The 13,426-nt window shown below is 48.7% G+C and carries 13 protein-coding genes and 5 tRNA genes; 14 read left to right on the top strand and 4 right to left on the bottom strand.

Going from position 1 to position 13,426, the window contains the following annotated elements:
• Positions 1-132: 132 nt before the first annotated feature.
• The 4 genes from K8S15_13780 to K8S15_13765 all read right to left on the bottom strand — a co-directional run bounded on the left by K8S15_13780 (position 133) and on the right by K8S15_13765 (position 4,187).
• Complete coding sequence (locus K8S15_13780; protein MCD4777102.1) at positions 133-1,422, bottom strand: hypothetical protein; 1,290 nt, start codon at positions 1,420-1,422, stop codon at positions 133-135.
• Positions 1,409-2,071, bottom strand: coding sequence for an ABC transporter ATP-binding protein (locus K8S15_13775; GenBank protein ID MCD4777101.1), 663 nt, complete (start codon positions 2,069-2,071; stop codon positions 1,409-1,411). The genes K8S15_13780 and K8S15_13775 overlap by 14 nt, the downstream gene beginning before the upstream one ends.
• On the bottom strand, positions 2,072-3,196 hold the full coding sequence (locus K8S15_13770) for an endonuclease (protein ID MCD4777100.1): 1,125 nt from the start codon (positions 3,194-3,196) through the stop codon (positions 2,072-2,074).
• Positions 3,197-3,341: 145 nt separating this feature from the next.
• The gene (locus K8S15_13765; protein ID MCD4777099.1) at positions 3,342-4,187 is read right to left on the bottom strand and encodes a hypothetical protein; all 846 of its coding nucleotides are present in this window, start codon (positions 4,185-4,187) and stop codon (positions 3,342-3,344) included.
• Positions 4,188-4,342: 155 nt separating this feature from the next.
• Here K8S15_13765 and K8S15_13760 point away from each other — a divergent pair.
• From K8S15_13760 to rpoB, 14 genes are all read left to right on the top strand, one after another.
• Positions 4,343-4,418, top strand: a tRNA-Thr gene (locus tag K8S15_13760).
• Positions 4,419-4,455: 37 nt separating this feature from the next.
• A tRNA-Tyr gene (locus tag K8S15_13755) sits at positions 4,456-4,541 on the top strand.
• A 38-nt stretch (positions 4,542-4,579) separates the two neighbouring features.
• A tRNA-Gly gene (locus K8S15_13750) sits at positions 4,580-4,655 on the top strand.
• Positions 4,656-4,736: 81 nt separating this feature from the next.
• A tRNA-Thr gene (locus K8S15_13745) sits at positions 4,737-4,812 on the top strand.
• A gap of 84 nt (positions 4,813-4,896) precedes the next feature.
• Positions 4,897-6,096 (top strand): elongation factor Tu, encoded by a 1,200-nt coding sequence (gene tuf, locus K8S15_13740; protein ID MCD4777098.1) that lies wholly within the window; start codon positions 4,897-4,899, stop codon positions 6,094-6,096.
• Positions 6,097-6,108: 12 nt separating this feature from the next.
• Positions 6,109-6,258, top strand: coding sequence for a 50S ribosomal protein L33 (rpmG, locus tag K8S15_13735; GenBank protein ID MCD4777097.1), 150 nt, complete (start codon positions 6,109-6,111; stop codon positions 6,256-6,258).
• 20 nt (positions 6,259-6,278) lie between these two features.
• Positions 6,279-6,354: transfer RNA gene (locus tag K8S15_13730), tRNA-Trp, on the top strand.
• A 42-nt stretch (positions 6,355-6,396) separates the two neighbouring features.
• The gene (secE, locus tag K8S15_13725; protein ID MCD4777096.1) at positions 6,397-6,636 is read left to right on the top strand and encodes a preprotein translocase subunit SecE; all 240 of its coding nucleotides are present in this window, start codon (positions 6,397-6,399) and stop codon (positions 6,634-6,636) included.
• A gap of 35 nt (positions 6,637-6,671) precedes the next feature.
• The gene (gene nusG, locus K8S15_13720) at positions 6,672-7,265 is read left to right on the top strand and encodes a transcription termination/antitermination protein NusG (protein ID MCD4777095.1); all 594 of its coding nucleotides are present in this window, start codon (positions 6,672-6,674) and stop codon (positions 7,263-7,265) included.
• 103 nt (positions 7,266-7,368) lie between these two features.
• On the top strand, positions 7,369-7,794 hold the full coding sequence (gene rplK, locus K8S15_13715; protein ID MCD4777094.1) for a 50S ribosomal protein L11: 426 nt from the start codon (positions 7,369-7,371) through the stop codon (positions 7,792-7,794).
• Entirely contained in the window at positions 7,794-8,498 is a 705-nt protein-coding gene (rplA, locus tag K8S15_13710) for a 50S ribosomal protein L1 (protein MCD4777093.1), read from the top strand. The genes rplK and rplA overlap by 1 nt, the downstream gene beginning before the upstream one ends.
• Positions 8,499-8,512: 14 nt before the next feature.
• On the top strand, positions 8,513-9,046 hold the full coding sequence (rplJ, locus tag K8S15_13705) for a 50S ribosomal protein L10 (GenBank protein ID MCD4777092.1): 534 nt from the start codon (positions 8,513-8,515) through the stop codon (positions 9,044-9,046).
• 49 nt (positions 9,047-9,095) lie between these two features.
• On the top strand, positions 9,096-9,476 hold the full coding sequence (rplL, locus tag K8S15_13700; protein MCD4777091.1) for a 50S ribosomal protein L7/L12: 381 nt from the start codon (positions 9,096-9,098) through the stop codon (positions 9,474-9,476).
• A gap of 113 nt (positions 9,477-9,589) precedes the next feature.
• Positions 9,590-13,426 (top strand): DNA-directed RNA polymerase subunit beta, encoded by a 3,837-nt coding sequence (rpoB, locus tag K8S15_13695; protein MCD4777090.1) that lies wholly within the window; start codon positions 9,590-9,592, stop codon positions 13,424-13,426.

Here is a 13,426-nt window from a genome sequence, read left to right as displayed (position 1 = left end):
AAAGCATACCGAGGATACTGTTGCCCTGTCAATACTTTGAAGGGTTGATGAACACGGTAAGCCAAATCCCGGCATCTTCTAAAGAGAATCACTATCTCAGAGCATTTGAGATGGATACTTACAGCGGTGAAGTCAGGGGCGGAGCAGTCTTGTTACCGGGGTTTTCAGTATGCGGCCGAAGAAAATGTACGCCGCGCCGGTTGAAGTGGCCAGCATAACGCCTATCCCGGCTGAAAGCCATACCGCGGGGAATACAGCAAGGCTGTCAACTGCCGCTCTCAGTACCGGGCTCAGCGAAAGAAGCGCGCTGCTTGCCGCCCATGAGAGAAGGCACCCCAGAGCGGCTCCGAGGACCATTGTTACGAACGACATGAAAAATATCTGAAAAGCGAAGATCATGGCAAGCCTGTTGTGGGGAGTGCCAAGAGCCATCAATACTCCCAGAGCGAAGCGCCTGTTCTTCAGATCTGCAACCAGTGTATGAATGGCGCTGGATAAAGCGGACAGAAGTATTGCCGCGGCAAGAGCGGCGAGCGCTGCTGTTACCGCTCCCACAAGTATCTCGGCTTTCTGAGCTATGCCCCTTCTGGTTTCGGCCCGCAGGCCGGTTGCCTCGACAGTCCTTACGATTTCCGGTACATCTTCCGCAGTCTTCGCCGTTAATACAAGAGCGCTGTACCTTCTTGTATCGTCAGGTAGGAACATGGAGTTCATCTCGTCCACGAATTCGAATGGAACGCCTATGGCGAAGAGGTTCATGTTGCGGGAAGTTGCTTCAATTCTCGCCCTCACTGTAACAGGGGGATGGTCTAGGTTCGCTATTGAACTTCTTCCCAGTGTAATGACGCATTCCGTTCCGAGTACACCATCGGGAGTCAGGCCGAGAAGATCGTTGGATTCAGCGAAGCCGGCATTGTACAGAAGCAGGAGATTCTCGCTGAGGATTATCGGAAGAAAACGGCTGGAGGAATCCTCAATCGTGTATGCCCAGTCGATATCCCGCAGAAGCGAATCCCCAAGGAATTCCCCCGTTACCCCCTCCAGAGTGATGTCCGTGTAGTAGGGCTGTCCTCCCAGCTGCCCTCGAAGAAGGGCTGGAACATGGGCATATATCTGAGGGTCAACGCGCTCGACAAGGGGAGAACTCTCCAGTTCATTTTTGATTTCTTCGGTAATCTCCATCCCGCCCGTTTCGGTCTGAAAGAACCCCGCCTGCATTCCCGAAGGAGTGACACGCACCTGTTCCGCCGGCAGATCGTTGGAAAGGAACCTGTCAAGAAGGTTCTGTACGCCAAGGCCGATTGTTATGAAAAAAACAAGTAACAGAGATGCGGTGAAGAGCATTCCCTGGCTGAAAATGTAATCCTTCCAGTGACCGCGATTCCACAGGTGAAGGGCCAGCTTAACTTCAGACGGTTTCATGAAGAATACCATCCTTCAGTTCGAGAATTCTGTCGGCACGATGGAGAACAGCGGTCGAATGAACTACAGCTATCAGAGCGAAATTCTGCTGTCTACGGAGGTTATCCAGAAGATCGAAAAGGGTTTGTTCGCTCTCCTCGTCAAGGCTTGCGCTGGGTTCATCCGCCAGTAGAACAGAGGGTTTGTTCACAAGCCCCCTGGCCACCGCGACCCTCTGCCTTTCACCCCTTGAAAGTAGTGATGTTGGAGTATCATCGGTTCTTACCGACAGCTTTGCAAGAACTTCTCCTGCCTGATTGCGCGCATATTCAAGATTGCCACCGGAAAACACAACCGGTAGTATCACGTTTTCCATCGCTGTCAGCGAGGGCAGCAGATGAAAATCCTGAAAGACAAAACCCAGATATTCTCTTCGGAGAGCTGCCAGTTCCGATGAAGTGAGTTTTCCTGTATCCTTATCGGCTATCCTGAGTTCTCCGCCGTGATTGAGATCATGTGTACCAAGAATTGCGAGCAGAGTGCTTTTACCAACTCCGCTTTTTCCTGTTATCGCCAGAAATTCGCCCTTTTCCACATCAATATCCAGGCCTGATAACACCTTCATGTCATCGAAACTGCGCTTTATATCCCTGGCTTCGATGATGCTCATTCAGCCGCCAATCATCATCATTCGTATAGTTGTGACTCCTTCGGGAGTGCTGAGCCTGCAGAAGTAGATTCCAGACGCTGCAGGATAGCCCGAACTCGTTTCGCCATTCCATACAACCTCATGATATCCCCTGGGAAGCTGGCTGTTTTCAAATATGCTGTTTACCACTTTTCCGGAAATATCGTACACTGTAATACTGACCACAGCTGTTTCAGGCAGCATGAATCCGATTGCTGTTGAAACGGAGAACGGATTGGGAATGTTCTGGTACAGGGCAGCTGAAGCTGCCTGGAATCCCCCGCTTTCCACCGAAGTGGGATCGTAGATTAGAAAAACGAATTCAGGGTGGTCTATGAATGGATTCCGGTTATGTTGAATAACGTATACAGCTTCGTTACGATCGAGTTCCTTTGCACTCACCTGATCATTTGAATGCCACTCGATAAGCATCGCTTCCGCCCATGGCTTCAGTACCGCGCCGTTGACCATGTCACTGCCCGGCCACCCGCTGTCCTCGTTCAGATATCGTGTGGCCATGTAGAAGTAATTCCGAGCGAAATCCCCTTTGTAATCATCGATAGGTTCGAAGACGATTCCCGAATATCCCGAATAGGAGCAGGGCCCAAGGCGGCTGCCGTTTTCTGATATCCAGGTCGGGTTGCTGACCTCACCGTAGGGGTAGCTGTCCCTTTGGCTGTTCACGTAGGTATCCGTTGGAACAATATGAAACAGATCGGTGTTCATGGGCGAGGCATCATTGAACCAGCTCTTGGGCCAGGAGTGTTCCCGGTTGTAGGATTCGCCTTCTCCTCCCGCAGAACCTCCCTGGTTTTGGTCATCGCCCAATGTGTATTCGTATGGAGGAGTTTCACCCGGAGTGTCGGAGTACATGTCCCAGACCTTGTCTCCATACCTGTCATCCGTCGTGAAAAATGCGAGCCAGATAGCGGCATAGCTGATATTGGTATGGCTATCAATAATATCATGAAGGGCCTGCTGCAGCGCAGGGCCCGTTAGGCCGGCGGCGTCATCGTAATATCCTGGAGGAGGATCGGCATAGGAAAGCGAGATGAGCAGAAGAAGTGCCAGCGTAACAAAATACTTTCCGGGTATCCGGATATTCATGAATACTCTCTTTCCAGTTTGGAGCCACAGTACTAATATAGTCTGAAATACATTCTCGTAAATAAATAGGGACGGAGGCATTTTAAATTTATTTCGCGATTAATCTGCGCATGATACGGGTGATATGGTCGTATTATTTGTGTTCTTAGTATAAAATGCCTCCGTCCCTGATTATTTGAAGGAGATCTTCAGGGGTCAGTTCCGTATCGCTGAAGTCTGCTGAAAAAGTGGTAACGTTATCTTTGTCTCGTACAAGCTGTAATTCAAGATGAGTTACCTGAGGATCTTCGCTGCTGATATCAAGGCTGATTCGCAGGGCACGGGGGTCAATGGTTTGAATAAGGCTTTTCACGTTGCTGAGCATACTGATTTCTGCTCTTGAAAGCATCCCTGTGGGAATTACGGATACGAAGGCTATAGAGTTGTGAGAAATTAAAACGGTGAGATCGGCATCGGATTCGGATATGGAAACAAGATCAATATCCGACGCGAGGGATTCCTCCAATTCAAGCTCAAGCCATCGTCCGGCCGTTCTGTCAGCGCCGCTTCCCGTTACAAGACATGTCCATCCATCCCTGCAGGCAATAGAACCAATCATACTGCCCCTGTCATCGATCAGGTTGCAGGCCTCGGGGTTTTCCTCGAACCTGCAATTAAAACCACTCGTTCCCAGTTGCAGCATTTCGTCTGTTGTTATTTCCCTTGAGAGGAAAAGCAGCTGTGGGGAAAAATCAGTAAGATTTATTCCAAGAAGGCTTACACCGAAGCTTCCGCGAGTATGAAGAGAATCACACAGCCACATTGGAACAAACTCGTTTATTTCATCCGGTATAAGACCAATATTCATTTCGTCACCAATGTGAACGTGAAGAAAACATAGACCCGGAACCATTTCAAGCTCATACTGAATGGATACTTCCTCGCCGCAGCCTGTAATAAATGCAGATAGAAACAGAAATACACCTGATAACAATACGATAATCCTGTTCATTGACATGCTCCCAGTTTGAATGTAACTTCACGTCTCCGCTAAAGCTACAGATAACCTTTTGTCTTCGTCAATGTTCTCTGTTACTAATCCGTTGGGAGCGTAACAGGAATCTTGACAGTACAGAGGGGTTTCTATATGCTTCAGGTTCGCTTTTTGCTGGCGTAGCTCAATTGGGAGAGCAGCTGATTTGTAATCAGCAGGTTATGGGTTCAAGTCCCTTCGCCAGCTCCATGAGGGATAAGTGCTGATTAGATAAATGACAGGAGCTGGCGAGGTTCCCGAGCGGTCAAAGGGGGCAGACTGTAAATCTGTTGGCAATTGCCTTCGGTGGTCCGAATCCACCCCTCGCCACCATCCTTGTGAATGTGGCGGATTTTTGTCGTCACCGGTGTGCGGGAGTAGCTCAGTTGGCAGAGCATCAGCCTTCCAAGCTGAGGGTCGCGGGTTCGACCCCCGTCTCCCGCTCCAGCCGGGAGCATTGTAAATATTTGGAACGCGGTAGGATAACCGCTTGGATCGTAGATTATGTCTGCGAGATTTACTGCCGGAGCCCACGTAGCTCAGTCGGTAGAGCGCGTCCTTGGTAAGGACGAGGTCAGCGGTTCAATCCCGCTCGTGGGCTCCATATATGCATACGGGTGAATTGAAAATAAGCAGGATACTGAATAAGATCGGCGTCTCATGAGAGATAAAAAGAAAAGGAGAAATCATGGCTAAGGAGAAGTTTGAAAGGACCAAGCCTCACGTTAATGTGGGTACAATAGGTCATATTGATCACGGCAAAACCACCTTAACGGCTGCCATTACAAAGTGCCTGGCAACACAGTTCAATAATGTCAGTTACGTTGAGTTCGATATGATCGACAACGCACCTGAAGAAAAGAAGCGCGGCATTACAATTGCCACTTCTCACCAGGAGTATGAAACGGCGAACAGGCACTACGCCCACGTAGACTGTCCTGGTCATGCGGACTACATCAAGAACATGATAACCGGTGCCGCACAGATGGACGGCGCTATCGTTGTTATCGCTGCCAATGATGGTGTAATGGAGCAGACAAAAGAGCATGTGCTTCTTGCCCGCCAGGTTAACGTTCCCCGAATGGTCGTTTTCCTTAACAAGGTCGATATGGTTGATGATGATGAGCTTCTTGAGCTTGTTGAAATGGAAGTTGGCGAACTTCTCGATAAGTACGGATTCGATCCGGAATCCCCGATTATCAGGGGAAGCGCTCTTAAGGCTCTCAGCTCCAATGGAGATCCGGATGATGAGGACGCAAAATGTATCTACGAACTGATGGAAGCCGTTGATGAATGGATCCCCACACCTGAACGCGATATAGAAAAGCCCTTCCTGATGCCGGTAGAAGACGTTTTCTCAATAGAGGGACGTGGTACTGTTGGTACCGGAAGGATCGAAAGGGGAATAGTCCATACCGGTGATAAACTTGAGCGTATCGGAATCCATGAAACTGTTCAAACCACATGTACCGGTGTTGAAATGTTCCGGAAGATTCTCGATGAAGGTCAGGCGGGAGACAACGTAGGTCTCCTTCTGAGAGGAATGAAGAAGGACGAGCTTGAAAGAGGAATGGTTCTCGCGAAGCCTGGTTCCGTTACTCCACATACCGAATTCTACGCCAACATAATCATACTCAGGGAAAAAGAGGGTGGAAGGAAGAAGCACTTCATTTCGGGATATCGCCCACAGTTCTATTTCCGTACAACCGATGTGACCGGCGCGATTGAACTTCCTGAAGGGCGCGAAATGGCCCTTCCGGGTGACAATATTGATGGTGTAAAAATAACACTTATCACACCCATAGCCCTCGAGGAAGGACTCCGTTTCGCCATTCGCGAAGGAGGACGCACCGTGGGTCATGGAGTTGTTGATAGAATCGAACAATAGACAGGATACAAAGTGAGGGTAATAATCACACTTGCCTGCCAGGAATGCAGACGGCGCAATTACAGCACCACGAAAAACCGCCGGACGAACACTGACAGAATGGAAATGAAGAAGTATTGCAGATTCTGTAATAAGCACACCCTTCACAGGGAAACGAAGTAGTTATTCTTAAGAATTTGCGCAGGGTCGTAGCACAATTGGTAGTGCACCGGACTCCAAATCCGGGGGTTGAGGGTTCAAGTCCTTCCGGCCCTGCCATAATCTATGAGTGCAATACGGATCAGAGGAAGAGGAAGGATTATGGCTCGTAGTAGGAATACTCAGGACGGCAACTTCATTGTAAGGGGTATAAAGACTGCCATCAGGTTTTTAGGAGAAGTGAAGGCAGAACTGATAAAAGTTGCCTGGCCGACAAAGGAAGAAGTGATTTCTTCAACGTGGGTCGTTATTTTCGCGGTAGCAATAACGTCAGTATGGATATTTGCCGCTGACCAGTTCTCCGCCATTCTAATTAATGGGCTCATCAGGCTGATTCACTAAAAGCTGACAGCTTCAGTTCCAATAAGGACAGGATTATGGTAGAAGAAGAGACCAGCGAACAAGGGGCAGTTGAAGAAGAAACAGTAGAAGAAGACAACAACAGGTTTTCATGGTACGTTGTCAATTCATTCTCCGGTTACGAGAAGCGGGTAAAGATATTCCTGGAGGGTCAGCTCAAAAGGAAATATCCCGAAAAGGTGGGAGAGGTTCTTATCCCTACGCAGGAAGTAACTTCGAATGTCAGGGGAAAAAAGACATCAAGGAAGAAAAAACTGTATCCCGGCTACGTTTTCGTTCAGCTTGATCTGAACCCGGAAATAATCATGGACGTTCGAGCCATGAGCAACGTGAGTGGCTTTCCACCCATGAATCAGGGCTCTCCGGAACCTTTAACCGATGCTGAAATAGGTCGGCTGAAGGGACAGGCTGAAGGTTCGGACAAGGTAAAAATCGTAAGAGTTCCATACTCGGTAGGACAGACTGTCAGAGTTACGGAAGGGCCATTTAACAATTTTACAGGGGTTGTGGAATCTATCAACCCTGAACGCGGCAGAGTGAGAGTTATTTTCACCATATTCGGCCGCAAAGCGCCTGTGGAGATCGATTTTTCACAGGTTCGACCGGTCTGACAACAGACCGAATATAACCTGAGGCGGATAAGTCCGTCTCATTTTCAGTAAGCTGCCGTAACCAATAAGGGGAGGTTGCTGCAGAAGGAAAGGAGTACTTACCATGGCCAAGAAGGTTTTGGGTGTGGTAAAGCTTCAGCTGCCCGCAGGGCAGGCGACGCCGGCTCCTCCCGTAGGTCCCGCTCTGGGACAGTACGGGATAAACCTGGCCGGTTTCTGTAAGGAATTCAATGCCCGAACCCGGGGGAGCGAAGGACTTATTATTCCTGCGGTCATAACTATCTATAAAGACAGAAGCTTTACTTTTATACTGAAATCCCCTCCCGCCGCAGTTCTGTTGAAACGGGCTGCCGGGCTTGCTAAGGGATCTCCGGAATCCAACCGTGAAAAAGTTGGTACGGTAACCAGAGAGCAGTGCCGCGAGATCGTGAAACTGAAGGAGAAGGATCTCAATGCCGCGTCGATGGAGACTGCTGTTTCAATGATTGCGGGTACTGCCAGGAGCATGGGTCTGGAAGTGGTGGATTAATGGCAAAAATGAGCAAAAGATTCCGCCAGGCCCGGGAGAGTGTCAATAAGGATAAGAAATATACACTTGATGAAAGCTGTGAGCTCGTCAAGGAACATGCAACCGCCGGTTTTGATGAAACGGTTGAAATAGCCATTTCACTTAACGTCAATCCCAAGCACGCGGACCAGATGGTCAGGGGAACATGTATTCTGCCCAACGGTACAGGGAAGATCGCAAGGGTAGTAGTTTTCGCTTCGGGGGAGAAGGCGGATCAGGCTAAGGAAGCCGGAGCCGATTTTGTAGGAGATGAAGACCTCGCAACTAAAATCCAGGACGGATGGCTTGAGTTCGATGTAGCCATTGCCAGTCCAGATATGATGAGAACGGTAGGTAAACTCGGACGAGTTCTCGGACCGAGGGGTCTGATGCCCAATCCGAAGACTGGAACCGTTACTGATGAAGTCGCGGAGGCTGTGAAGGAAGCAAAAGCAGGCAAGATAACCTTCAGGGTTGATAAAACCGGCAACCTTCATGTTCCTGTAGGCAGAGCGAGTTTTGAACAGGCTGCCCTGGCCGAGAATGTTATAACCTTTTTTGAGAAGGTGCTGCATCTCAGGCCGTCAGCCGTTAAAGGCCAATACATGAAAAATATATCAGTTTCGTCCACGATGGGACCCGGAATAAAGATCGATCTTAACGATCTTCGGGCCCGTATTCGATAGGTGGTGATAAACAGATGGCTGTTTCAAGAAAGCAGAAGGAGAATGTTGTAGCCACCCTTATAGAAGATCTGGGCGAAGCAGGATCGATAGTTCTGGCTGATTTCACCGGGGTCAATGTTGAGGATATAACAGATCTCAGGGTCCAGATGCGAGAGAACAATGTTGGCTTCACCGTTGTCAAGAACACCCTTCTTCGAAGAATCTTCAAAGAGATTGAAGTTGAAAAAGATGAGGGTATCTATGCAATGATGGAAGGTCCCACCGCGCTGGCATATGCAGCCGATGAGGTACTTCCCATAAAGATAATCAAGAAATTCGCAGAGGATCACAAAGGACTTCCGCAGGTAAAGGGAGGATTTGTATCCGGCGTGACTTACGAAACCGGTAAACTCATGAAGCTTGCCGATATCCCCTCGAAAGATGTACTTCTGGCAAAGCTTCTGGGCTCAGCCAAATCACCTTTACAGGGATTCGTTTCAGTCAGCAGTGGAATAATCAGAAAATTCTTCTATGCAGTTAATGCAATAAAGGAGAGCAGGGAGAACTAAATAAAGTGGCGGAATCCCCGGAGGGTACCGCAGCAAATGGAGGAAGAAAATGAGTGATCTCAAAAAGGCTGATATTATAGAGGCTATTTCAAGCATGACAGTTCTGGAGCTTGCAGAGCTCGTTGAAGAAATGGAAGAGAAGTTTGGAGTATCCGCAGCAGCACCGGCAGCAGCAGCCACAGCAGCCCCCGTTGCGGCGGGCGGCCAGGCTGAAGAGAAAACCGAGTTTGATTTGATTCTCGAGGACTTCGGCGCTAAGAAGATCCCTGTTATCAAGATAGTCAAGGATGTTCTTGAACTGAACCTGAAGGAAGCCAAGGAACTTGTTGACAACGTTCCCTCGAAACTCCGCGAGGAAATGGACAAAGAGGAAGCTGAAGCTTTCAAGAAGCAGCTTGAGGAAGCTGGAGCAACTGTCAAACTTCAGTAACATCTAATTGTACGCGCGGCGGGAGATTGCAGAAGCATTTCTCGCCGTTTGCCCCGTATTGATTTAAATCGTTTACGTTATTTCACTTCCTAACAGGCGTGAGGAGTGATCAGGTGAAGGTTAACAAACCTGTAAAGAATTATTCCGAAGTAGAGCCGGTTATTAATATTCCGGATCTTCTGAAGATACAGAGAGAATCTTTCAGCAGATTTTTGCAGGACGATGTTCCCCCGGATGAACGTCTTCCCCAGGGACTGCACAAGATTTTCCAGGATACTTTTCCCATTGAGAGCGGCAACCGTGAATTTTCGCTGGAGTACGTTTCTTACGAACTTGGTATACCTAAGTACACGGTACAGGAGGCCATGGACAAGGGACTCAGCTACTCGGTACCGCTGACTGCCATGTTGAGGCTCGTATTCAGAAACATAATAGATACGAAGAACGGCAAACCTTCCCCGGATTCCTGGAAAGTATCCAGAATAATCGACCAGTCGGTTTTCCTGGGCGAACTTCCCCTGATGACGAGCACAGGTTCCTTTGTAATAAACGGAGCCGAAAGGGTAATAGTCAACCAGCTGCATAGAAGTCCCGGAGTTTTCTTCGAGGAAACGACAATGCAGCGGGGCAATAGGATTTACAAAGCCAGGGTAATTCCCCTGAGGGGATCATGGCTGGACCTGAAACTTGATCACAACGACATTATTTACGTTAACATTGACAGACGTCCCAAGAGAATACCCGTAACAATGCTGCTTCGCGCTCTGGGATTGGGTTCGGACTCGGATATACTTTCGAGTTTCTACCCAAGAGTCACAAGAGACCTTGAATCAGCTCTCAAGAGCCGTTCAAAGGCTATCGAACTTGTTCTCAAATCATTCGCTGAGGATATCGTTGATCCTGAAACCGGGGAACTTCTTGTTCGTTGTGATGAACCTGTAGAGGGTATTGAAAAAATAGAGAAGCTGGTTGAGCATGGTATAAAGAAGGCCGATTTTCTGGCTCCCCGTATTGATACCAACGACTTTGACGGAATCAGAAAAACACTTGCCAAGGAAGCAACAAGTCTGGGAGCGGGAATTGAGAAGAACGAAGATTCAGCCACAATGTGGATCTACGAGGCGCTTAGAGGTACGGAAGCGCCGAATCTTGATCACGCCAGAAGTTACCTCAGATCGATGTTCTTTGATTCGAAGCGCTACAGCCTCAGCGAGGTTGGAAGGTACAAGCTGAACGAAAGGCTTAACATTTCCACTTCAATGGAGAAACTCACCCTTACCGTACCTGATATGGTGGCCATTGTAGAGAATCTTATAAAGCTTCGTGAAGGCAGAAACACCTCGGACGATATTGATCATCTCGGTAACAGAAGGGTCAGGACAGTTGGGGAGCTTCTCGGACAGGAATTCTCCAAAGGTTTGAGCAGAATGGCGAGAACCATCCGTGACAGGATGGGACATCAGGACCGTGAAAAGCTTACACCTCATGATCTGGTGAATTCGAGAACCCTTTCAAGTGTGATCAACACCTTTTTTGGTTCCAGTCAGCTTTCACAGTTCATGGAGCAGACGAACCCCCTTGCCGAATTGACTCATAAGAGAAGGACAAGCGCTCTTGGTCAGGGTGGACTGACAAGAGAAAGGGCAGGTTTCGATGTCAGGGATGTTCATCATACCCATTACGGACGAATGTGTCCTGTAGAAACCCCCGAAGGTCCCAATATCGGGCTTATTACAACTCTGGCTGTTTTTGCCTCCATTAACCGGTTCGGTTTTCTGGAAACACCTTACCGCCGCGTAATCGATGGAAGGGTAACTGACGAAGTCGTATACCTTTCCGCCGATCGGGAAGACCGTACAACAATTGCTGAGGCCGATGCTCCAATTGATAAAAACGGAAATCTCACAGGAAACCTTGTAAGAACCCGCCGAGCGGGAACGTTTCCTATGGTGGAGCCAGACGAAGTTGAATTCATCGATGTCAGTCCGAGACAGCTTATAGGTGTATCCGCTGCCCTTATACCTTTTCTTGAACATGATGACGCGAACAGAGCGCTTATGGGCTCGAATATGCAGCGTCAGGCCGTACCCCTGCTGCATCCTCAGGCACCAATAGTGGGAACCGGAATGGAAGGAAGAGCTGCTCTTGATTCAGGAACCCTCGTTACGGCAATAAGAGCGGGAACGGTTGAGGAAGTTGATGCAAATACTATAATCGTAAAGGCTGACTGTGAGGTATATGACTTCCATAAGTTCGATACTTATCAGCTGCAGAAATTCAAGAGAACGAACCAGGACACCTGCTTGAATCAGAGACCCCGCGTGCATACTGGTGATAGAGTTGAAAAAGGTCAGATGCTGGCAGACGGAATGGCTTCGGATAACGGTAAACTCGCTCTTGGTGTTAATACAACGGTGGCATTTGTACCCTGGAATGGATACAATTTTGAGGACGCAATCGTGGTCAGCGAAAGGCTTATCCGAAACGATGTATTTATTTCCGTTCATGTAGTTGAAATGGAAACACAGTTCAGAGAGACAAAACTTGGTCCGGAAGAGCTGACAAGAGAGCTTCCGAGTGTTGACAATCTCGAGGAGATAGCCAACCTTGATGAAGACGGTATTATCAAGGTCGGTTCAAGAGTCAGGGAAAGGGACATCCTTGTGGGCAAGATTACGCCCAAGGGAGAACAGGATCTTTCACCATCCGAAAGGCTGATCAGAGCTATATTCGGTCAGAAGGCTGGAGATGTGAAGGATGCGTCACTCAGGGCTCCAACAGGGATGGACGGCGTGGTCATTGATGTTAAAGTCTTCTCCAGGAAGGATAAGACTGAGAGAACGCGCCGTGAAATAGATGAAAAGCGGGACAGATTACGAGAGGAATTCGAGGAGAACGAGAATCGGCTTTTCGCTGAAAGAGATGCTCTTCTCAAGGAGATCCTCAAAGGGAAAAAGGCTGTCAGTATTGTTGACCGGCTTACCGGTGAGATTCTGGTTCCCTCCGGCAGGAAGCTTCTAGCGTCTTTCCTGAACAAAGTGAATTTTTCCGATATTGATTCCGGTCAGCAGCTTGTTGAGGATCTAAAGGATGATGACGAAACCCGTCAGATACTTCAGAATGCCTACAAAGAACATAGAAGGCTGGAGAATGAGCTGGAAACCGCTGAGGAAAAGCTCATGCGAGGAGACGATCTTCCCCCCGGAGTTATTAAAACCGTAAAAGTCTATATGGCCAAGCGACGCAAGCTGCAGGTTGGTGATAAAATGGCCGGAAGACATGGAAACAAAGGTGTTGTCAGCATAATAGTCCCGCAGGAAGATATGCCCTATCTGCCCGATGGAACTCCCGTTGATATCTGCCTTAACCCCCTTGGAGTACCAAGCAGGATGAACGTAGGCCAGCTGATGGAAACGAATATAGGCTGGGCTGCGAAGAAAAAGGGTTACGATGTAATTACTCCGGTGTTCGACTCCGCGACCAATGCGGAGATTGGGGATGCACTCGTAGAAGCCGGCCTGGACAGAGACGGGAAAACGATTCTCTACGATGGAAGAACAGGTGAACCATTCGACCAGAGGGTTACGGTGGGATGTATGTATATGATGAAACTGGCACATCAGGTAGAAGACAAACTTCACGCAAGAGCTACCGGACCATACGCCATGGTTACTCAGCAGCCACTCGGAGGAAAAGCTCAGAATGGTGGACAGAGGCTTGGAGAAATGGAAGTTTGGGCTCTTGAAGCGTACGGAGCGGCATACTGCCTTAAAGAAATGCTCACAATAAAATCGGATGATGTGGATGGAAGAGCTCGAGCCTACAGCGCTATGGTGAACGGAGAAAACATCCCGCATTCCCTGACTCCCGAATCGTTCAATGTGCTTCAGAATGAGATGAGGAGCCTTGCTCTGGATGTTGAATTGCTGCCCGAAGAAGGGGAGGAGTAA

The organism is Candidatus Aegiribacteria sp., assembly GCA_021108005.1.
GTDB lineage: Bacteria > Fermentibacterota > Fermentibacteria > Fermentibacterales > JCC-6 > Aegiribacteria.
Note: the sequence above shows the minus strand (reverse complement) of the source record. Positions and strands in the feature narration are given on the sequence as shown.